Below are 21026 nucleotides of genomic sequence, written 5' to 3' on the forward strand. Positions count from 1 at the left end.
GCCTCGAAGATGACTGACGAGTCGGTCTCCGAGTGCAACGTTCGATGCTTTGGACTCGAATATCGGCTTTAGGCAGTCCGTCGTGGAAATGGGGAGCAGCTTGGCAGTAACTCAACAGAACTTCGAATACCGCCCGGACCTGGACGGTTTGCGCGCCGTGGCGATCTTGCCGGTGCTCCTCTTTCATGCCGGCTTCAGCCCGTTCTCGGGCGGATTCGTCGGGGTCGACGTCTTTTTTGTTTTGTCCGGGTTTTTCATGGCGAGGATCATCCTCGCTGACCTGGAGCGCGGCAGCTTCAGCTTTTGGGCATTCTACGTCAGGCGGATGCGACGCATCTTCCCGGCTCTGTTCTCGATGATCGCCGTTTCGACCGCTGCGGCATGGTTTTTGTTCATGCCGCAGGAGTTTCGGTATTTCGGTGACAGCGTACAGGCCGCTGCCCTGTTCACTTCGAACATTCTGTTCCGTAGCGAGAGCGGTTATTTCGATCTCTCCTCGGAGATGAAGCCATTGCTTCATACCTGGTCTCTGTCCGTGGAAGAGCAGTTTTACCTGCTTTTTCCGCTCGCGGCTTTCCTTGGCTTCAAATACGCACGCAGGCACATTCTCGCAATCGTGTCGGCGGTGGCGCTCTTGTCCTTCGGGGCAAGTATGTGGGGGACCGTGCACGCTCCGGAAAAGGCATTCTATCTGCTGCATTTTCGCGTTTGGGAGTTGCTGATCGGAGTCCTTGTTGCCCTTGCTCCGCGCTCGACATATGGCTTCGGCGGGTCACAGGCATTGGCGGCCCTTGGACTGCTGGCGATTTTCCTCGCCGTTTTCGTCTATTCTCCCGATACGCCCTTTCCCGGTATCTATGCCGCCGTGCCCTGTCTCGGTACGGCCCTTGTGATCCACGCGCATTGTCGAGGCGGGGCGATCGGGCGCCTGCTGAGCAATCCCGCTTCTGTCTTCATCGGGCGCATCTCCTATTCCCTCTACCTCTGGCATTGGCCCGTAATTGTGTTCCTGCGCTATGGCCTTGGCCACGAACTCACAACCGGGTGGGCGCTGACGGCCGTGGCGATGTCCTTCGCGCTGGCTTACATTTCATGGAAGTTCGTCGAGCAGCCTGCGCGTTATGGCAGCCTGGCATCCTCGCGCGTCGCGATTATCGGCGTGAGCAGCGCTGCCATTGCTTCCGCAGTCGCCTTCGGCGGCATCGTCAATGCTCTGCAAGGCATTCCCCAAAGGTTGCCCGAAAACGCGAGAACGCTTTACCAGGCCACCTATGATGAGAGCCATTTCTCTTCGGAGCGGTGTTTCACCGATTCGAACGGCGAAGGTCTGACCCCGGCTCAGATAAGGAGAGGGGATCTTTGTGGGGTCGGAGTCGAGACTGCAGGCGAGCCGCAGTTCCTCGTGTGGGGAGATTCTCATGCCGCTGCCATCGCTCCTGCGATTGATGTCGCGGCTCGTCAAATGGGGTTATCGGGCGTGTTCGTCGGGCGCGGATCGTGCCCGCCTCTGCCGGATACGGATTACGGGAGTCCGGCGGCGGTCAAGAGGTGCGCAGATCACAATTCCGCGGTGATGGCGCTAATCGAGAAGAGAAAATTCGCCTTTGTTTTCATGGTTGGCTATTGGCCCAAGTATGTCCACCGGGAAGAGCTTCCGGGTCAGGGCATCTTTTTTGACCCCCGCGTCGTACCCTCCCGGGCAGATTGGTCCGCTCCGGTCAGGAAGGGACTTGACGCGACTTTGACCAAGTTCGCGCGGCAGGGAACGAAGGCAATCTTGGTGATGGATGTGCCGGAGATGGGATATGACGTTCCCGAGGCCCTCGCACGAGCGGCTGCGTCCGGACGCTCGCTCGATATAGCGCCTTCTCTCGAATACACGAATACGCGGCAGGCTCTGGCCAGGCGCGTTCTGGCGGACGCGGCCAGATCCAGCGGAGCTTTGGTGGTCGATCCGATGAGCGCAATCTGCGACGCTTCCAGGTGTCATGCCATTCGAGAGGGTACCGTTCTCTACAAGGATGGAGATCACCTGTCGGCAAAAGGTGCGGAAAGCCTCTCAGCACTCTTCCGTCCCGTGCTTGATAAAATGCAAGAGAGTGTCGATCTGTGAAACTCCGACCGAGGTCTTAAGACTGAATTGCAAGCGACGAGCGCTGCTGCTAGTCTCCAGGCAGAGTGCAATCACCGGGGGACGGAAGTTTGCATATCGAAGATGACCGACTGCGGGTCGCGACCCTCGAATTTCTGGTGAAAGTCCTTGCAACCAGAAGAGTCAGGGACGATCCCGGTGCTGATCTGAAGCAGGACGTACTGAGCGCACTTGAACGCGTACCGCTTCAATGCATTTCCAGTGAAGTCGAACAGGCCGAGATCAGAGCAAGGATGCATGCGGAGGCGGATGCAATTCTAAGCTGGGCAGTCAATGGTCGTACGACCACGATTTCACCGATTGAGGGAAGGCCATTATCGGCCTCGCACTATCGTCAATGGCGCTAGGGAGCGTGCTCAAATCACCTTGAGGCGGTTGAGCAGGTTCTCTTCCGGTTCGGCGGCTGCCCATCCGTCATCCGGTCTCTGCCACTCCCCAGTGTGATTGCAAATGCTGACGCTGCCTGCCGCTGCACTCGTCAACCGCTGCATGTGTTCGCTCGAGCGGAAGCTTTATCAAAGGTCGCGCGGATCCCTGCAGGCTTGGCATTTCGAGGGCTCTGCTGCCGAGGAAGAAGCGCTTGAAGACTGCGGTTCTTATCAATGACACATCCACAAAGGCCCATCTGGGATGTCGGGTCGTTGTCAGCCAAATTGTCCGGCTGGCGACATCGGCGGGCATCCGAGTTGCGGCGTCCTCGTCGGTGCATACCGACTGGCGTGACCATGAAAATCTCATAGCGGCCATGCGGGCCGCGGATATTGTCATCGTCAATGGCGAGGGGACGCTTCACGATGCCACAAGGCAGGCGAAGGCTCTCGCTGCCGTGGGACCATTTTGCCGAGATGCCGGCGTCCCGAGCGTCCTCATAAACAGCGTATACGAACGTAACGACCCGGAGGTCGCAACGGCGTGCCGGGCTTTTGACAGGATCTATGTGAGGGAGTCGATAAGCGCTTATGAAGCGCGACGGGCCAGTCTGAAAGTTGAAGTCGTGCCGGATCTCACGCTGTCGAGCGATGTCATGGACCCCTTCCGCGAGACCCCTAAGGTTTCGACGATAGTCGTGACCGACAATGCAAACCGGGATGTCGGACGACGCGCCTTGGAGGCAGCGCTAACACGGGATGACGTGTCCTTTCTTCATCTCGATACATCGGAACCGAACAATCCCTTTATGGAGGGCGCCCAACCGCCGGAATTCGTGTTCATGAAGACGGGACGGGTGGCCGGGGCGCCTCCTCCTCCGCCTCAGCGAAGGCAGAGCTCAGCGTTGAGAGCCTTGCGCAAGTCCCTCTTCAGGCGGCACATGCTCAGACGCATGAAAATGATCCGCCAGTTGAGCGAACCCCTTTCGTCGACACAGATCCTCTCGCTGATAGCGAGTTCGAGAGGCGTTGTGGCCGGACGCTTCCATGCGGCATGCATGTCCATGTTGTCAGGCACGCCCTTTGCTGCGATGTCTTCGAACACGTCGAAAATGAAGGGCCTGCTGACTGACGCGGGGATTGCACGCTTCCTGACCGACGACCCGTCTGCCACATTCCGGTTGATAGACGATTGGAAGGAAGCCGACGAATTTGCCGTCAGAGACTATGTGCAGAAGGCGAGGCGAGACGCGAAGGCCATGTTCGATGACATCGCGAGCCTTGCGTGATGTCACGCGCAGGATTTGGGGATATCCGAAACGGCAATTCCTGCCTTTTCTCAGGCATCAACCGGCATTGGTGTTGCCGTTGAGGGACGCTGCTGCAGAAGGTGAGACCATTCACCGCAAAGACTCGCCAAGACGCCGGCAAACCTCTATAGAGCCACGGGTAGCGTCGGCGGACGGCGGCGCACCATCGGAGGTGCAGGGACGGGCGTATTGAACGTCGACGATCGAACACAGCGCGCAGTCGATTCCGAAACGGTCAAGGGAATCCTCAGGCGCGTCATCGCCGAAAACGGCCGCGACCACATCCGGGGCTATGCTTTTGCCATCGCATGTCTCGTCGTGGTGGCCGCGACGACCGGCTTCACCGCCTGGATCATGGAGGCGGTCGTCAACGAGGCCTTTGCCAACCGGCGCGCGGATATCGTTCTCGTCATCTGCGTGGCACTGTTCGCGACGTTCGTGTTGAGGGGACTTGCGACCTACGGGCAAGCTGTCGCCTTTTCCAAGATCGGCAACAGCATCGTCGCGACCTATAAGCGCCGCCTTTACGCGCACCTGATGGCGCTCAGCGTCAGCTATTTCCACGAGCAACGCTCTGCGCGGCTTCTCGCAAAGATCAACCAGAATATCGGCGGCATTCGCGACGTGCTCAACATGACGGTCACGTCGGTCGCCCGCGACCTGCTGACACTGATCGGCCTGGTTGCGGTCATGTTCAGCAAGGACTGGGTGCTTTCACTCATCATCTTCCTCGTCGCGCCGCCGTTGCTCCTCGGCCTTCGCTACATAGCGAGGCGCCTGCGCCTGGCGACGCGCGAGGCGTTGGAAGCCAACAGCCGGGTTGTCGGCGCCATGCAGGAGACCGTCCAGGGCATCCCCATCGTCAAGGCCTTCACGATGGAGAACGAGCTGCGGCGCAAGGTCGAGGCGATCATCGATCACGCCGAGAACCGCGCCAACCGCATCGCGCGGCTCAGCGAGCGAACCGCGCCGATGACCGATACCTTCGCCGGACTGGCGATCTCAAGCGTCCTCGCCTATGCCGCCTTCCGCACGATCTACTACAATATTCCACCGGGAGCCTTTTTCGCCTTCGTCACCGCGCTGCTGTTGGCGTATGACCCGGCGCGGCGCTTGGCGCGCCTGCAGGTTTCGCTCGAGCGCGCCGCCGTCAACGCACGGATGCTTTACGAAATACTCGATACGGTGCCGCATCAGCGGGATCTGCCGGGCGCGACGGAGCTGACCTTCAGCGAAGCGACCGTCGAGTTTCGCGACGTGCGCTTCTCCTACGGCAATGGCGAGGAAATCCTCAAAGGGGTCAGCTTCCGCGCGGAGGGCGGCAAGACCACGGCGCTCGTCGGCCCGTCCGGCGCCGGCAAGTCGACCATCATCAGCCTCATTCCGCGATTCTACGATCCACGGTCCGGCGAGATCCTGATCGATGGCCAGAATATCGCCGGCGTCACCAAGCAGTCGCTCCGTGCCGGTCTCGCCTATGTCTCGCAGCAGCCCTATCTCTTCGAAGGTACCATTCGCGACAATATCCGCTACGGCCGGCCGGAAGCGACGGATGCGGAAGTCGAGGAAGCGGCGCGGCTTGCCCATGCCCATGATTTCATCCTGGCGCAGCCGCAGGGCTACGATACGCCCGTCGGCGAACAGGGGATGACCCTTTCCGGCGGCCAGCGTCAGCGTCTGTCGATTGCGCGCGCACTCGTCCGCAACGCGCCCGTCCTGCTTCTGGACGAGGCGACATCGGCGCTCGACACGGAGTCGGAAGCGGCCGTCCAGAAGGCGCTGGATCAGGCGATGAGCGGCCGCACCGTCATCGTCATCGCCCACCGGCTCTCCACCGTCGTCAATGCGGACAAGATCGTCGTCATGAAGGATGGCATGGTCGTCGAAGAGGGCACCCACGAGGAGCTTGCGCGCCGTCCGGGCGGTCTCTACGCCCGCCTCCACAATCTGCAAGGGAGCGCCTTGGAACTGTCCGTGGGGGCCGATGCCACTTAGGGCTTTTCACTGTCGGGCCGGAACGATGAAACGCCGCGTCATGGGTTCGTCTACCGGAGGAACTTCTTGAAAAGGCTCTCCATCGGATTATCGGCCTCGTCCCCGGGTTCCTCTCCGCCGTTCGCCGGCTGCTCGGCGGCCCCGTCGGCTGCGGCGGGTTCCGCGTTCGCAGGCATTTGGCCGGGCTCGGACGCCGCATCGCCACCGATGATTTCCTCGATCGAAAGCTGCTGTCCTTTCTGCTTGAGCACCTTGTCCAGGGTGCCGCCGAGCAGATCCTTGACGGAGCCGCCCGATCCGGCCCCGTTAATCAGGTCGCCGATCGGCAGCTTGTCGACCGGCAGTCCGAAATCCCTGAGCTTTGCCAATGCGGCACCGGGATTCTTCAGCAGGTCCGAAAGATCAGGATAGATGCGGGGGGCGGCGAAGCTGCCTTCGACCACGACGGGGACGCCGATGCCGTCGGTGGAGATTTCGGCGCCCTGGCCCTGGAGAGAAGCGACCAGGCGGGGCTCGAGCCGGAAGTTCAAAGTGCTCTCCGCGAGGTCTGCCGCACCTTTCCCTGTCATGCGGACCAGCGGGCCGACAAGCCTGAGGTCCTCGGTGCGCGCAACGCCGCCTTCGATGGCGAACGACGCCGCAAGCTCGGTGAAGGTGGTGGCTTTGCTGTCGTCCTGTTTGAAGCCTGACGACATCAGCCGCACGAGATTGTTGTAGACGTTTGCGATGTCGATACCGCGGATGGCTCCATCCGAAAATCCTGCATTGGCGGTACCTTGAAGCGACTTCGCAAGCGTCCTGGTCGTTCCGCCCGCACCGGTCACGTCGAACTCGGCTTTCAATGTGCCCTCGAGATGTTTGAAGTCCGCCATGTCCTTGAGCAGCGGCGCAGCCGATGCCCCGGAGATGGAGGTCTTCAGGGCAATCGAGGGCTCGGACCGGGAGCCGTCGGCCCTGAGATTCGCGACGATATGGCCGCCGTAGAATGGGCTTTCGGGCAGCGTCAGGCTTGCGACGCCATCGGAGACGACGAGACTGGTGGCGACCGGTCCGGCAAAGACCTTGCCGTAGCCGAGCTTTTTGGCATTGACCTTGATGGTCGCATCGATCGAGCGGAGCGCGGAAAGATCCAGCGGCGCGTCGGCGGGCTCAGCCCGCTTCGCCTTCGCATGCGGCACAGGGGATTTCGTTCCGGCCAGGCGCGCAAGGTCCAGTTCGTCGAAGTCCAGAGAGGTCGAAATCTTCAGCGGCATCGCGAATTCGACGGAGCCGCTGCCCGCGCCTTCGATACCATTGACGGACAAGGACGCATTTTCGAAGGAAACGCCCGTCGCGCCTGCATCGACATTGCCGCGGAACGCCAGCGGGCCGATGCTCTCAGCGCCGCTCTGACCGAGACCGGCAAGGAAAGCGGAAAGGTCGGCGGTGGAAAAAGCGAGCTTTCCCGCATATCTGCCCGAAAGCGCAGCGCTGCCGTCGAGCGACAGGCTCGCGTCGGGCATTTTCACCTGAAGCTTGAGCGGGACCGCCCCGGAGGCGAAGCTGCCGGCGAGAAATGTCTCGGCGGCGGGGATCTGCAGGTCGACGTCGACCGGCTTCCTGCGCCAGTCCAGGCGGCCGGCCACGCGCACCGGCTTCGCGAGGCCTTCAATCTTGGCCGTGATCTTCTTCGCTTTCACTTCGCGCATCGTCTCATCGGCAATGCCGGGCAGCGTATAGGCCGCATCGCGAAGGCCGATCGTTCCCGCCAGATCGACCGTCTTTCTGATGGTCTCCGCGTCGAGACCGCGAAAGGCAAAGCCGGCATCGGCCGTCAATGCTCCCGAAAGCGGTGCGGGTTGGCCGGCGAGGGCGGAAAGCTTGGCTATATCGAGGCCCTGGCTGGTGATCCGGCCCCGGAAGACCGGATCGTCGGCCCGGACGTCCGTGGCGACGTTGGCGGCGACGCTTCCGGCATCGATCCCCAGATGCCCGAGCTCGGCCGTCAGCTTTCCGTCCGTGAGCGTCGCCGAAACGGAAACGTCCGATACGGAAATTTCCCCAAGGACCAAAGAGGCCGCGTTGATGCTCATATCGGCATCGAAGCCGGCCAGGAACTGCAAATTCGCCCGTTTGGCCGTGTCCGCTGCCGGCGCTTTGGACTGCGACGACGCTGGAGAGGCGTCCATGAACGGCGTCAGGTCGAGCCGCTCGGCTTCGAGGTCGACAAGAAAGCGCGCACGTTCTCCAGGGACGAAGAGCGCGTTCAGGCCGAAGGCCTGTTCGCCGGCTTCCACTTGGCCGCCACGGATCTGGTAGCTGCCATTCGTGTTCAGGGTGACCTGTCCGCTTGCCTCAACGTTGGCCAGGCCCGGCGCGGGAGCGGGGTCCGCTTTCACGGTCAGGGTGACGTCGGCGGGCTGGCGTTCGAGCAGCGACCGCAAGGTGGAGATGGTGAAGCTCGTCCCGTAGCTCCGCTCTCCCATGCGGGCGGACGCGGAAAGAGAGAACTCGTCATCGATATCGGGGGCCGTGAGCGTGAGCTCGATGTCGGAAACGACCTCCTCGGGACTTGCGGCGCTTCGCCGTATCAACGTGCCGGAGGTGATCGCGACCGACTCGATTGCGCTTCGCTCAAGGAAAGCGACAAGGGCGGGAAGCGGGTCGCCGGAACCGGTCTGAGCGCCGCCGCCGGGCGTGGGCGTCGCGTCGTCCGGCGCTTTCTCGTCAAGGATGATGACGGGGCGGTTGAGCGCGATCTGCTTGATGTGCAGTCGGTCCGACCAGAGCGAGGAAAGGGCCACCGAGCCTGCAACCTCCGCGAACTCCGCCGTCACTCCCTCTGTTTCGGCCGAGAGCGTCACGTCTTCAGCCACAACGGCGAGATACGGAAATGCCGAGAGTTTCACGGAACCGTTGAGCGCGATCGAACTGCCCGTCGCGGCGGATAATTGCCTGCCGAGTTCGGCCCGCATCCAGTCGCTGGAAATCAGGCTCGGCAAAATGGCAATTGCAGCGACCGCGAGCGCGGCTACGCCCAGAAGACAAAGAAAGAAGCGCCGCATCGCATTCTCCTGGTTGTGAAAGCTGTTGATTCGCTATCGTTTTCCAGAATGGGTGATTTCGCAAACGTCTTTCGCCGGGTGGGCGTCAGATATTTTCCGGCGTGTAGATGTCGAAGGGCAGGAATGTCTGGCCGGGAACGCTTGCCGCGCCCCGTTCGATCGCACCGATCATAAGATCTATCGTTTCCCGGACCAGAGCCGGAACGGGCGTCGAGATCGCCATCAGCACCGTTTCGTCGGCAAGGGCTGCGCGCGATTCCGGCGTCAGCTCGTTGACGACGGCGAGCAGCCTGCCCCCGAGCTGTTCCTCGCGGATCGCCGAGATGGCCCCTTCCATGCCGCCGCCGCAGACGTAGAAGCCTAAAAGATCCGGATGGCGCTGCAGGAGATCGAGCGTCGCCTCGTGGGTGATCTCGGGCGTGTCGAGGTTCACCATCGTGTCGAGGACTTCGAAATCGGGTGCGTTCTCGCGAAAATAGGAGCGAAAGCCGATCTCGCGCAGTTCGTGCCCGTGGAAGCGGTGGCTGCCGACGAAGGCGGCGACCTTTCCCGGCCGCTTGGCCGCCTTGGCGATCATCCAGGCAGCCGTCCTGCCGACTTTCTGGTTGTTCAACCCGACATAGCCTTCGCGCACGCCCGCCGCGAAATCCGAAAGCAGGGCGAAAACGGGGATGCCGCGTTCCTTGAGTTCTTCGATTGCCGCGGTCACGGCCGGATAATCGGGCGATACCAGCGCGATCGCCTGATTGCGCGCGGCAACCGCCTTCAGTTTTTCGACGATCGCCGTGGGCGTCGAGCTTGCGACGAAATCCACCTGCGCGTTGGCGCGGACATGCGTCACCGAAAGCGCCGCATTCCCGATCTCCTTTGCCAGCGCCTTGTAGAACGACTGCTCGGGCTTCTGCAGAAGAAAGCCGAGCCGGTATTGCGGCAGGTCCTCGAAGACCCGTTGGCGCAGCAGGCCGACGGCGTGATAGCCGATCGTTTTCGCCGCATCATAGACGCGGCGCGCCGTTTCCTCGCGCACGGGATGGCGGCCGTTCAGCACCCGGTCGACAGTTGCGACGCTGACGCCGGAGGCGCGGGCGAGATCCGCGATCGTCGGCCTCTTCGTCATGTCTCCTCCCCTGAAACTATTCCCTCATCGTTGAGGCTGTGATGCTGATAGGATTTGAGAGAATATATCATGACTGCATTGAGAACCGTCAAAAGTCAACCTATCCTCACTTCATCGAATGGAGGCGCCGATCGGGAGTGGCGCCGGTTCAAAAGGCTGCAGCGGCTTTGGCGTCTATGAGGCGTCCGCTGCAGGGGAGGCAGGGATGACGACAGTTGCGACGAAGCGCGATTACAGCCTGCTCGGCCGCGATGCCGAGGCGGCGGTTGCAAGCGGCCTGGCCGCGGCCGAATGGTATCACACCGACATTCCGCGCAAGCAGATGAAGGAGCTGATGAAGCGGGAGGACGGCCCCGCCATCCGCGACACGGCCATCTGGCTCGGCAGCATGGTTCTTCTCGGCGGCCTCGGCGTCTTTTTCTGGGGCAGCTGGTGGGCGGCTCCCTTCTTTCTCGCCTATGGCGTCCTCTACGGTTCCGCTTCCGATAGCCGCTGGCACGAATGCGGCCATGGCACGGCTTTCAAGACGATGTGGATGAACGACGCCGTCTACCAGATCGCCTGCTTCATGATCATGCGCAATCCGGTCACCTGGCGCTGGAGCCATACCCGCCATCATACCGACACCGTCATCGTCGGCCGCGACCCGGAAATCGCCGTCATGCGGCCGCCGGACCTCCTGCGTCTCGTCCTCAATTTCTTCGGCATCATCGACGTCTGGCATGCCATGATCGACATGGTCAGGAACGCCTTCGGCGTGATCAGCGCCGCGGAGAAGACTTTCATTCCGGAAATGGAGCAGCCGAAGGCCATCCGCGTCGCCCGCATCTGGCTCGCCATCTATCTGGCGACGATCGGGTTTGCGCTCTATCTCGGCTCGATCCTGCCCTTGATGCTCATCGGCCTGCCGCGGCTTTACGGCGCCTGGCATCACGTGCTGACCGGGCTGCTGCAGCATGGCGGCCTTGCCGACAACGTGACTGACCATCGGCTGAACAGCCGCACTGTCTACATGAATCCGGTGAGCCGCTTCATCTACTGGAACATGAACTACCACGTGGAGCACCACATGTTCCCGATGGTGCCCTATCACGCGCTGCCGAGGCTGCACGCCATGATCAGGCACGACCTGCCGGCGGCCAATCCTTCGATCCTCGACGGCTACCGCGAAATGATCCCGGCATTCCTGCGGCAGCTGCGCAACGAGGATTACTTCCTGAAGCGCGAATTGCCGCCGACGGCAAAGCCCTATCGCGAAGAGTTCCACAACGACCGGCTCGTCCCTGCCGCGGAGTGAGGCGGCGCGGGCGATCGCAGCAACCATCGAATGGAGGAAGAAATGAGCTCGAACTGGGTGGAGGTTTGTGCGGCCGAAGAGATCGACGAGGAAGACGTCGTCCGTTTCGATCACGAGGGACGCACCTTTGCCGTCTATCGCAGCCCGGACGACGAATATTTCGCGACCGACGGGCTCTGCACGCACGAGCAGATCCACCTCGCCGACGGCCTGGTGATGGGCGACATCATCGAATGTCCGAAACATAACGGCCGCTTCAACTACAAGACCGGCCAGGCCAGGGGCGCCCCCGTCTGCGTCAACCTCAGGACCTATCCGGTCAAGGTGGAGGCGGGGAGCGTGTTCATCGGGCTTTCCTAGGGGGGTTGAGCGCCCGGCGGGGTTGCCCCTCATCCGCCTGCCGGCACCTTCTCCCCGCAGGCGGGGAGAAGGGGACTCGCGGCTCGCGAAGAGGGAAACGTCAGCGCCCTCGGCTTGTCCCTTCTCCCCGTATGGACGGGGAGAAGGTGCCGGCAGGCGGATGAGGGGCATGATTCCGGTGGGGCGAAATGCTCCCGCGGGAAGAGGCAGAATGGGAGGAGAGAGCATGACCCATATCCTTATCGTCGGCGCCGGCGAATGCGGCGCGCGGGCGGCTTTTGCCCTCCGGGAAAAGGGCTTCGGCGGCGAGATCACGCTGATCGGCGCCGAGCCGCACCTTCCCTATGAGCGGCCGCCGCTTTCGAAGGACGGCCTCGCAGAGGCCTCGCTGCCGAAATTCGTAGCCAGCGCCGAGCGCTATGATGAAGCGCGGATTGCGGTCCTGACCGGCGCGACGGCTGGAAGCATCGACCGCGCGCGGAAAGCCGTCACGCTCTCGGACGGACGATCCCTCGATTATGACCGCCTGCTTCTTGCCACCGGTGCCCGGCCGCGCGCCTTCCCGGGCGTGCCGGAGAGTGCCGGGCGTATCCGCATGCTCAGAACGCATGCCGACGCGCTTGCGATCCGCGCTGCCCTTACATCAGGTGCAAGGCTCGCCGTCGTCGGCGGCGGCTTCATCGGTCTCGAGCTTGCCGCCACCGCGCGCAGGCTCGGCGCCGAAGTCGTGCTTGTCGAAGGCCAGACGCGCGTTCTCTCCCGCGGGGTGCCGGAGGAGGTTGCCGCCGTCGTCGCCGAGCGGCACAGGCGCGAAGGGGTGGAGATCATCTGCGGCGCGCAGATCGCGGCGATCGAGGAGGGCGGCGACGGCGCACGTCTGATGCTCTCCGGCGGCCACAGCATCGAGGCCGATCTGATCGTCGTCGGCATCGGCGCGGTGCCGAACACCGAACTTGCGGAGGCGGCGGGGCTTGCGATCGAAAACGGCATTGCCGTCGACGAGAGGCTCTGCACCTCGGACCCCGACATCTACGCCGCCGGCGACTGCTGCTCCTTCCCTCTGCCGCATTACGGCGGCCGGCGGGTGCGGCTGGAGGCCTGGCGCAATGCCCAGGACCAGGGCGCGCTTGCCGCGGCCAATCTGATGGGCGCGGGAGAAACCGTGGCCAGCGTGCCGTGGTTCTGGTCGGATCAATACGAGTTCACGCTGCAGATCGCGGGGCTTGCCGAGGGCGCGGAAACGACCGTCCGGCGCGACATGGAGGAGGGGGCCTTCATTCTCTTTCACCTGGACGGCGGGGGACGGCTGATCGCCGCAAGCGGCATCGGCCCCGGCAATGCCGTCGCCCGCGATATCCGCCTTGCCGAAATGCTGATCGCCGCAGGCGCAATACCGGATCCGCTGGCGCTTGCCTCACCCGAAACCAGACTCAAGAAGCTGCTGGCGGCCTGAACCGCCGCAGAGCTTTCCTGAAAGCGCTCTGCCGGAGAAACCGATGAGACACCGCCGCCCGACCGTTGCCGATCTCCTGTCGATGAAAGGAAAGCGGCAGCTCACCATGCTCCGGGTCGTGACGCTGGAAGAGGCCGAGGCCGCGGAGAAGGCGCGCATCGACCTCGTCTCCGTCCCGCCGGCGCTGCTCGGCCCCGAATTTCGCGAGGCGGCCCCTTCCGTCTTCGCCTTTCCCGGCCTCGAATATGGCGACCATGTCACCGCCGACGATTATATCCGCGCCGCCTTTCAGGCGCTGAAGGCGGGCGGCGACGCGGTCTACTGCGCCGCCAGCCTTTCGACCGTGCGGCGCATGCGCGAGGAGGGCATTCCCGTCTGCGGCCATGTCGGGCTGATCCCTTCCAAGGCCACCTGGACCGGCGGCTTTCGCGCCGTCGGCAAGACGGCCGCAGGCGCGCTCGAGATCTGGCGCCAGACCAAGGCGCTGGAAGAGGCGGGCGCCTTTGCCGCCGAGATCGAGGTGGTGCCCGGCGAAGTCGCCGCCGCGATCAGCGCGCGCAGCTCGATGCTGATGCTGTCGATGGGGGCGGGGACGGGCTGCGACGCGCAATATCTCTTCGCCGAGGACGTGCTCGGCGCCCACCGTGGCCATTATCCGCGGCACGCCAAGACCTATCGCAACTTTGCCGCCGAATATGACCGCCTGCAGCAGGAGCGCATCGCCGCCTTTTCCGAATTCGCTTTCGACGTCCGTTCCGGCGCCTATCCGGAAAAAGGCCATCTTGTCGGTATTGAGGAGAAGGAGTTGAGCGCTTTCCTGAGCGAACTCGAAGACGGGCAAAGTGCGGGATGAGGAAAGGCGCGCGCGGCTTTCCGCCCGCACCTCGCGCCAGGCTCGGCAAGCGCAAGACGAGCTCACCTCCCAGTGGGGCCGCCTGGCCGCCTTGATCGAATAGGATCGAGGCGGTCTTTTTTGTCTGGTGAGGCAGAGCGCCAAAGATTTGCCAGCAAGAACGGTTTGTGGAATATGGCGGCAAGATGCGGGCGCCGCCCCTTACCCCAATCTCTGCCCGCAGGCGGGGCGAGGGGACTGGAAGCATGCCGCGAGTCCCTTCTCCCCGCCCGCGGGGAGAAGGTGCCGGCAGGCGGATGAGGGGCAGCATCACTCATCCATGGCAGTACACTTGAGGTCGGACGTGAATCTCATCCAGCAGCATCTGCGAGTGACGGCGGCGCTCATCGTGCGCGAAATGTCCACGCGCTTCGGCTCGAAGCCGGGGGGCTATCTCTGGGCGATCTTCGACCCGGTGGCCCATGTCGCACTGATGACGCTGATCTTCCAGGCGATCGCCAGGATGCCGGCGCTCGGCCTGAGCTTTCCGCTGTTCTTCGCCAGCGGCTATCTGCCCTTCGCCTTCTATCAGCGCATGTCCGGCTTCATGGCCGGCACGGTGAAGGCCAACAGGGCGCTTTTCTCCTACCCCATCGTCACCCCCTTCGATGCGATCGTCTCGCGCTTCATCCTGCAGCTGATGACCGATACGCTGGTGACGATCCTCATCCTGATGATGATCCTCGAACTCGGCGGCGTCAGCCAGCCGATGAACATCGCCGGCATGATCGAGGCCGCCGGCGCCGCCGCCCTGCTGGGTCTCGGCATCGGGACGATCAACATCGTGATGTTCGCCCGTTTCCCGCTTTACGAACAGATCTTCGGCATCGTCAACCGGCCGCTCTTCATGATATCAGGCGTCTTCTTCCTGCCGGAATCGCTGCCGAACCCCTTCCGCGATTTCCTCCTCCACAACCCTCTGGTGCATGTCATCATGTGGTTCCGAGAAAGTATCTACCCGGAGTACCGAGCCGATTTGCTGGACAAGGGCTATGTGATCGAATTCGCGCTCGTCTGTTTTGTGGCAGGGCTGCTGCTGCTGACAACCTCGACGCGGGAGATACGGGAGGACAGACTTTGAGCGGCTCGCGCCGGCCGGCAATCTTCTTCGGCTTCAAGCCTTGGAAAGACTACGTTCCCCGCTGGTTTCCCGACCGGGACTGCAGGGTGGTGAGCCGCAAGCCACGCGACATGCTTCTCCAGGGTTGGCCGCTTCGACTGCTTCTCTGCCGCAGCCCTGAAGTCTATGTCTGGGGCTCCAAATATCCGCCGTTCCTGAAATCGTTCTGCCGCCGCTTCGGCATTCCCTTCTATCACGTCGAGGACGGATTCGTCCGTTCCGTCTCGCTCGGGGCCCAGAGATCGCCACCGGCCTCGCTTATCATCGACTCCCGGACGCTGCATTACGATGCGCGCAGTCCCTCGGACCTGGAACTGACGCTGCAGACTTATGACTTCGCCGCCGACAAGGCGCTGATGGAGCGCGCGGACAGGTGCATCCGCATGCTGCTCGATCTGCGCGTCAGCAAGTACAACCTAGGCAAGCGCGTGAGCCTCGACATCCTGTTTGGACCTAAAACGAGGCGTCGCGTGCTGGTGATCGGACAGGTGGAAACCGACGCCTCGATCGCTTTCGGCTGTGACCGGCCGGTGACCAACAACGATGTCGTGCGCCTCGCCGCGGTGGAAAATCCGGATGCGCAGATCATCTACAAGCCGCATCCGGAAGTTCTGCACGGTACCCGCACGGGTGTGTCGAATCCGGCCGAGGTGGCGGACATTTGCGAGATATTGAAAGAGGATATCGCGCCCGCCGACGCTTTGGAGGGGATCGACCACGTCTACACGATAACCTCGCTGATGGGCTTCGAGGCACTGCTCCGCGGCATTCTGGTGACGTGTTATGGGATGCCGTTTTATGCCGGTTGGGGTGTGACGGATGACCGCCAGAAGTGCGCGCGGCGGGTGAGGAGGCTCACGGTGCCCGCCGTTTTTTCGGCGGCGTATCTGTTGCGCTCGCGCTACTTCGATCCGGCGACTGGTGGTTCCACGAGCTTGGAATCGGTAATCTCGGAGCTAAGCCAAGACGTGTGCTGTCGCACGCCTGCAACAGGGACGTAGAACCCTTGGTGACTGGCGGCCAATTGCGACGCTTGCTCCCAATTTCGCCTACTTGGTCGATTGCCTTTGCGGAAAGGAATGTCTAAGGACAGCCGGAGCATTTTGACACCTGAGATTGTGCGGGTGTCTGGAACTGGGGTGCGATGAAGCGCTCCTCCGATTGATGTCGACGGGTGTGACGTCGATAAAGAGGGAAGCATTTATGACTGAAACCAAGGAAATCAAGGTTATCGCCGAAATCGGCTGCAACCACATGGGCAGCATGGATACTGCCAAGGAATTGATCCGGGTGGCGGCCAAGGTTTGCGGAGCGCATGTTGCGAAGTTCCAAAAGCGGCACAACCGCGAGCTGCTGACGCCGGAAGAATATGACCGCCCGCATCCGGTGCCTGCAAATTCCTACGGCAAGACCTATGGCGAACACCGCGAGTTTCTGGAGTTTTCGGTCGGCCAGCATAAGGAACTGCAGGAGGAGTGCCGGGCGATGGGGATCGATTATTCGACCTCCGTGTGGGACCTGACTTCTGCCCAGGAAATCGCAGCGCTGAAGCCGAACCTTATCAAACTGCCTTCGGCCACGAACCAGCACTATATCCTCCAGGATTTCCTCTGCAAAAATTATGACGGTGAAATCCATGTTTCGACCGGCATGACCACGCATGACGAGACGGACCGTCTCGTGAAATTCTATGAAGAGCGCGGTCGTGCAAAGGACCTCGTGCTTTATGCCTGCACTTCGGGATATCCGGTTGCTTTCCCAGACATTTGCGTGCTCGAGATCAATCGTTTGCAGGAGCGGTATGGCGATAAGGTCAAGTCCATCGGCTTCTCCGGCCACCACCTCGGCATCGCTGCCGATGTCGCGGCAATGACGGCCGGCATCATCGGCCGCAACATCTACGGCAAGGGCGAGTTCGAATATGTCGAGCGTCACTTCACGCTCGACCGTACCTGGAAGGGAACCGACCACGCGGCGAGCCTGGAGCCCGATGGCCTGCGCCGCCTGTGCCGGGACCTCAAGAACGTCCGCCAGGCTGTCGCCTACAAAGACAAGGAAATGCTGGACGTCGAACTCGTCCAACGCGACAAGCTGAAGTGGCGCGAAGAAAAGCACGGTGCTCAGATCAGGCAAGTTTCCTAAATGAAGGTTATCGCCGTCATTCCTGCTCGGGGAGGTTCCGTTGGTCTCCCCGGCAAGAACATCAAGCCTTTGAACGGCGTGCCTCTAGTGGGGCGCGCTGTACTTGCAGCCGTCAACTCGGCATTCGTATCGGATGTCTACGTATCGTCGGATTCCTCGGAGATTCTCGGAGTCGCCGCGTCTTTTGGCGCCACAGGCATCAGCCGTCCCGCCGAAATCTCCGGCCCGACCGCCAGCTCGGAGTCGGCGCTGATTCACACACTTCATGAGGTTGAGAGAATAAAGGGCAAGATGCCCGACGTTCTCGTCTTCCTCCAGTGCACGTCGCCCTTCACCACATCGGAGCAGATCGACGCCGTGGTGTCGAAGCTCCTTGAGGAAGAGGCAGCAAGCGCTTTCAGTGCGATCGAGGACCACGGCTTCATTTGGCAGATTGCGGATGACGGTACGGCGGCCGGCATTACCCATGATCATACGAAACCTCGCCAGCGCCGGCAGGATATGACGCCGCGCTACCGGGAGACCGGCGCAATCTATGCGATGCGTGTTCCGGAGTTCCTGGCGCAAGGGAATCGTTTCTGCGGCAAGACGGTGCTTGTGCCCGTAGAGATGCCGCCGATCGAGGTCGACACCGCAGAAGACTGGACGGTTGCCGAGGCCTATGCCCGCCTGCGGGACCCGCACCGCTTGCCCCAGCTTAAAAGGATCAAGGCGCTTATCACGGATTTTGATGGCGTGCATACGGACGATCGCGTGATCGTCAACCAGGACGGCAGCGAGGCCGTACGTTGCAGCCGCAGCGACGGCATGGGCATTGAAATGCTAAGGCATCGCGGCCTCAAAATGCTTATCCTTTCCCGCGAGCAAAACCCGGTGGTCAAGATGCGTGCAGCAAAGCTCCAGATGGACGTGCTGCACCATATTCGCGACAAGCTTCCGGCGCTTGACGCTTGGCGTACGGAGCAGCGGCTGGAATGGGCGGAGATTGCTTATGTCGGGAACGACATCAATGATCTCGACTGCATGAAGGTGTGTGGTATGAGCTTCGCCCCTTCGGATGCCCATCCGGAAGCGAAGGCGATCTCCACGATGGTGCTGCAGAGGTCCGGCGGCAACGGCGCTCTGCGGGAACTGAGCGAGTATCTGGTCTCGAACGATCTGATTGGCTGAACCAATGCGCGTGTTGGCGCTCGCCTCCTACGATTCCTTTCTCAACATCGCGCGCCTGATCGCGCCGCATTTCGAGCGCGAGGGCTGCGAGGTGGAATTCGCGCTTGTCCAGGCGCGGCGTCATAAGCAAATCAGTGACAGCCAGGTGCAGCGTAGTGGCCTTGGGGCAAAGGTTTGCTGGATCGATATCGAGTCATTTTGCGGCTCCGGCGAGATTGCCGCCTATGACATCGTGCTTTCCTGTTTGGAAGGCCTTTCCACGCGCCGTCTGATGCACCATCTGATCCCGCTCGGCAGCAAGCGGCCCTTGGTGATTTCCGCCTATCCGGGGCTGGTACTGCGCTATGCCTATGACGGTTTTTCGATGCGCACCGCAAGTGACCTGCTCTGGCTGAACTGCGAAGCCGATGTGGAGGCCTACCAGACAATGTGCAGTGCCTTCGACGTTGACGGCAGCAATGCGCGCGTCTTTGGCGTTGGTGCGCTTCTGGAACCAGTGAGCAGACAGCTGACAACGGAAACCGGTCCCGTCGTCTTCTTTGAGCAGGCGGTAATCCCGCGCAACGAAGCCGAGCGCGAGTTTCTGGCCGAACAGCTTATTTTCTTGGCGAAGCGCTTCCCGCGAACCGATTTCGTAATTAAGCCGCGCACGACGGGCAACGACGCGACATTGCACCGCTCGGGATATCCGGTCGAATCACTGCTCAAGGCTGCCGCCAAGCGTCAAGGCGGCTGGCCGGGCAACTTGTCACTGACTTCAGAAAAAGCCTCGACGCTCCTCTCGGGAGCTTCCCACTGCCTTACCGTTTGCTCGACTGTTGCCGCCGAGGCCATCCATGCAGACATTCCGACAGCGATCATCGGCGACTTCGGGGCGTATGATGACTACGGACTTCAATATTTCTACGGTTCTGGGTTGATCAGGACGTTTGCCGAGCTTGAATTTCCGTTTCAGGAGAAGCCAAACGCCAAGTGGCGCTCGCGGTATGTGGGTGACCCCAATCGGACAATCGACGAGCTAATTGCCGAGGCTGTGGGTCTCGCGCGACTTGAACGCCTGCCGTTGGTTCAAAGGCCGTTGCGTGCTGAAATGTCGCCGGAACTACGGGAGTATCTCGTGCGGCGAAACGGCCCATCTAACGTTCTCAGTCGAGCAGCGGCGGGCCGGCAGGCGAAAGGAGCACAGATGGTGCTCCACAGACTGGCACGAAAACTCGCCAAGTCAGCGCTTTTTGGGAGAGAATAGGATCTGTGCAATAGATTCGATGCACGGCGATTGGCGTCCGAGGGCACGATGTGACAGGGACGACTGCGCGCCTTGGAGGCCATCCAGTTCCGAAAGAAGATCCTTCAAATGCCACATCGGGTGACAAATCAACAGCCTCTGAACTCGCTTTTGATGCCGATCGATGTTAGGGGGGCGGGGATTTTCGTCTTTTGAGAGGTCGAGAGTGACAAAAAAAATTCTGATGGTTGGCGCTGGTCTTTCCGGTTCGGTGATTGGTCGAAAGCTTGCAGAGGCGGGGCACGATGTCACCATCATCGATGAACGCAATCACATCGCCGGGAATTGTCACACAGAAAGGGATGCCGGGTCTGGCGTGATGATGCACGTATACGGGCCCCACATTTTCCACACGGATGATCAAGAAGTTTGGAACTATGTGAATAGTTTCGAAGAGTTTGTTCCGTTCGTGAATCGAGTGAAGACGACCTCTGGGGGCAGTGTGTATCTGTTGCCGATTAATCTTCACACCATAAATCAGTTTTTTGGAAAGGTGCTGAGGCCGGATGAAGCGAGAGAATTCATCGAAACTCTGGCTGACCGGTCGATCGAGGAGCCAAAAACGTTCGAAGAGCAAGCCCTACGGTTCGTCGGTCGCGATCTCTACGAGGCATTCCTGAAGGGTTATACGGTTAAGCAATGGGGTTGTGAGCCAAAGGATCTTCCTGCGAGCATTTTGAAAAGGCTCCCTGTCCGTTTTAATTACGACGATAACTATTTCTTTCATCGCTTCCAGGGGATGCCGCGACACGGCTATACCCATATGGTTGAAAAAATTCTGCGGCACGAGAGAATTACGCTCATGCTTAACCGCCGCTTTCGGCACTCTGACGCTCCGGCCTTTGATCATATTTTCTACTCCGGTCCTCTCGACGGTTATTTTGAATATGAGCTCGGGCGCTTGGGTTACCGCACTCTTGATTTCGAGCTTTTTCGCTACGACGGCGATTATCAGGGCTGCGCGGTGATGAACTATGCTGATGTTGATGTTCCCTACACTCGGATTACAGAACACAAGCATTTTTCGCCTTGGGAGACGCATGAACAGAGTGTCTGCTATCGCGAGTATTCACGATCTTGCGGGGCTCAGGATATACCGTACTACCCAATCCGCATGGCGGAAGAGAAGTCACTTCTCGGCAGATATATCGATCGCGCTGCTCGAGAATCGAATGTCACGTTTGTCGGCCGTCTTGGTACATACCGCTACCTGGACATGGATGTGACGATTCGAGAGGCTTTGGATACAGCCGAAAGGTACCTGCGCCATTTAGATGCGGGTTCCAAAATGGAACCGTTCTGCGCAAAGGTGTGATTTCCT

16 protein-coding genes are annotated in these 21026 nt (G+C 61.1%); 14 read left to right on the top strand and 2 right to left on the bottom strand.

Features of this window, described 5'->3' with window-relative positions; translation table 11 throughout:
• Positions 1 to 88: 88 nt before the first annotated feature.
• The 4 genes from SINAR_RS0101870 (at position 89) to SINAR_RS0101890 (ending at position 5825) form a co-directional block, all read left to right on the top strand.
• Positions 89 to 2113 carry an acyltransferase family protein gene (locus SINAR_RS0101870; protein WP_027997461.1) on the top strand — a complete coding sequence of 675 codons (2025 nt, stop codon included), beginning with the start codon at positions 89 to 91 and terminating at the stop codon, positions 2111 to 2113.
• Between the two features lie 89 nt (positions 2114 to 2202).
• Complete coding sequence (locus SINAR_RS1000000134940; protein WP_167333576.1) at positions 2203 to 2499, top strand: hypothetical protein; 297 nt, start codon at positions 2203 to 2205, stop codon at positions 2497 to 2499.
• Positions 2500 to 3479: 980 nt separating this feature from the next.
• Positions 3480 to 3809: a polysaccharide pyruvyl transferase family protein gene (locus SINAR_RS1000000137635; RefSeq protein ID WP_272913679.1), complete on the top strand. Its 330-nt coding sequence runs from the start codon at positions 3480 to 3482 to the stop codon at positions 3807 to 3809.
• A 210-nt stretch (positions 3810 to 4019) separates the two neighbouring features.
• Positions 4020 to 5825 carry an ABC transporter ATP-binding protein gene (locus SINAR_RS0101890; RefSeq protein WP_027997464.1) on the top strand — a complete coding sequence of 602 codons (1806 nt, stop codon included), beginning with the start codon at positions 4020 to 4022 and terminating at the stop codon, positions 5823 to 5825.
• Positions 5826 to 5875: 50 nt separating this feature from the next.
• On the opposite strand, the gene SINAR_RS1000000136405 is transcribed toward SINAR_RS0101890, so the two are convergent.
• Positions 5876 to 8869 carry an AsmA family protein gene (locus SINAR_RS1000000136405; protein WP_027997465.1) on the bottom strand — a complete coding sequence of 998 codons (2994 nt, stop codon included), beginning with the start codon at positions 8867 to 8869 and terminating at the stop codon, positions 5876 to 5878.
• Positions 8870 to 8954: 85 nt separating this feature from the next.
• On the bottom strand, positions 8955 to 9986 hold the full coding sequence (locus tag SINAR_RS0101900; RefSeq protein ID WP_027997466.1) for a LacI family DNA-binding transcriptional regulator: 1032 nt from the start codon (positions 9984 to 9986) through the stop codon (positions 8955 to 8957).
• A 205-nt stretch (positions 9987 to 10191) separates the two neighbouring features.
• On the opposite strand from SINAR_RS0101900, the gene SINAR_RS0101905 reads away from it, so the two are divergent.
• The 10 genes from SINAR_RS0101905 to glf all read left to right on the top strand — a co-directional run bounded on the left by SINAR_RS0101905 (position 10192) and on the right by glf (position 21020).
• Positions 10192 to 11283 carry a fatty acid desaturase family protein gene (locus SINAR_RS0101905; protein ID WP_027997467.1) on the top strand — a complete coding sequence of 364 codons (1092 nt, stop codon included), beginning with the start codon at positions 10192 to 10194 and terminating at the stop codon, positions 11281 to 11283.
• 42 nt (positions 11284 to 11325) lie between these two features.
• Positions 11326 to 11643 (top strand): MocE family 2Fe-2S type ferredoxin, encoded by a 318-nt coding sequence (locus tag SINAR_RS0101910; protein ID WP_010975439.1) that lies wholly within the window; start codon positions 11326 to 11328, stop codon positions 11641 to 11643.
• A 226-nt stretch (positions 11644 to 11869) separates the two neighbouring features.
• On the top strand, positions 11870 to 13096 hold the full coding sequence (locus SINAR_RS0101915) for an NAD(P)/FAD-dependent oxidoreductase (RefSeq protein WP_027997468.1): 1227 nt from the start codon (positions 11870 to 11872) through the stop codon (positions 13094 to 13096).
• Between the two features lie 43 nt (positions 13097 to 13139).
• On the top strand, positions 13140 to 13949 hold the full coding sequence (locus SINAR_RS0101920; protein ID WP_027997469.1) for a 3-methyl-2-oxobutanoate hydroxymethyltransferase: 810 nt from the start codon (positions 13140 to 13142) through the stop codon (positions 13947 to 13949).
• Positions 13950 to 14292: 343 nt separating this feature from the next.
• Positions 14293 to 15069: an ABC transporter permease gene (locus SINAR_RS0101925; protein ID WP_027997470.1), complete on the top strand. Its 777-nt coding sequence runs from the start codon at positions 14293 to 14295 to the stop codon at positions 15067 to 15069.
• Positions 15066 to 16109 (top strand): capsular polysaccharide export protein, LipB/KpsS family, encoded by a 1044-nt coding sequence (locus SINAR_RS01000000132950; protein WP_050577413.1) that lies wholly within the window; start codon positions 15066 to 15068, stop codon positions 16107 to 16109. The genes SINAR_RS0101925 and SINAR_RS01000000132950 overlap by 4 nt, the downstream gene beginning before the upstream one ends.
• A gap of 202 nt (positions 16110 to 16311) precedes the next feature.
• Positions 16312 to 17250, top strand: coding sequence for an N-acetylneuraminate synthase family protein (locus SINAR_RS0101935; RefSeq protein ID WP_027997471.1), 939 nt, complete (start codon positions 16312 to 16314; stop codon positions 17248 to 17250).
• Positions 17251 to 18420 (top strand): acylneuraminate cytidylyltransferase, encoded by a 1170-nt coding sequence (locus SINAR_RS0101940; protein WP_027997472.1) that lies wholly within the window; start codon positions 17251 to 17253, stop codon positions 18418 to 18420. It begins immediately after the preceding gene.
• Positions 18421 to 18424: 4 nt separating this feature from the next.
• A complete protein-coding gene (locus SINAR_RS0101945; protein WP_027997473.1) occupies positions 18425 to 19666 on the top strand; it encodes a DUF6716 putative glycosyltransferase in 1242 nt (413 codons plus the stop codon).
• Positions 19667 to 19829: 163 nt separating this feature from the next.
• Positions 19830 to 21020 carry a UDP-galactopyranose mutase gene (gene glf / locus SINAR_RS01000000132955; protein WP_050577414.1) on the top strand — a complete coding sequence of 397 codons (1191 nt, stop codon included), beginning with the start codon at positions 19830 to 19832 and terminating at the stop codon, positions 21018 to 21020.
• Positions 21021 to 21026: the final 6 nt, after the last annotated feature.

The sequence above is a fragment of the Sinorhizobium arboris LMG 14919 genome, from assembly GCF_000427465.1.
GTDB lineage: Bacteria > Pseudomonadota > Alphaproteobacteria > Rhizobiales > Rhizobiaceae > Sinorhizobium > Sinorhizobium arboris.

What these genes read in the sequence shown, in the direction of transcription:
- SINAR_RS0101870 (WP_027997461.1), top strand. Translation starts at nt 89, where the DNA reads ATGGGGAGCAGCTTGGCAGTAACTCAACAGAACTTCGAATACCGCCCG.
- SINAR_RS1000000136405 (WP_027997465.1), bottom strand. Translation starts at nt 8,869, where the DNA reads ATGCGGCGCTTCTTTCTTTGTCTTCTGGGCGTAGCCGCGCTCGCGGTC.
- SINAR_RS0101920 (WP_027997469.1), top strand. Translation starts at nt 13,140, where the DNA reads ATGAGACACCGCCGCCCGACCGTTGCCGATCTCCTGTCGATGAAAGGA.
- SINAR_RS0101905 (WP_027997467.1), top strand. Translation starts at nt 10,192, where the DNA reads ATGACGACAGTTGCGACGAAGCGCGATTACAGCCTGCTCGGCCGCGAT.
- SINAR_RS0101935 (WP_027997471.1), top strand. Translation starts at nt 16,312, where the DNA reads ATGACTGAAACCAAGGAAATCAAGGTTATCGCCGAAATCGGCTGCAAC.
- SINAR_RS0101945 (WP_027997473.1), top strand. Translation starts at nt 18,425, where the DNA reads ATGCGCGTGTTGGCGCTCGCCTCCTACGATTCCTTTCTCAACATCGCG.
- SINAR_RS0101915 (WP_027997468.1), top strand. Translation starts at nt 11,870, where the DNA reads ATGACCCATATCCTTATCGTCGGCGCCGGCGAATGCGGCGCGCGGGCG.
- SINAR_RS0101940 (WP_027997472.1), top strand. Translation starts at nt 17,251, where the DNA reads ATGAAGGTTATCGCCGTCATTCCTGCTCGGGGAGGTTCCGTTGGTCTC.
- SINAR_RS1000000137635 (WP_272913679.1), top strand. Translation starts at nt 3,480, where the DNA reads ATGATCCGCCAGTTGAGCGAACCCCTTTCGTCGACACAGATCCTCTCG.
- SINAR_RS0101910 (WP_010975439.1), top strand. Translation starts at nt 11,326, where the DNA reads ATGAGCTCGAACTGGGTGGAGGTTTGTGCGGCCGAAGAGATCGACGAG.
- glf (WP_050577414.1), top strand. Translation starts at nt 19,830, where the DNA reads ATGTTAGGGGGGCGGGGATTTTCGTCTTTTGAGAGGTCGAGAGTGACA.
- SINAR_RS0101900 (WP_027997466.1), bottom strand. Translation starts at nt 9,986, where the DNA reads ATGACGAAGAGGCCGACGATCGCGGATCTCGCCCGCGCCTCCGGCGTC.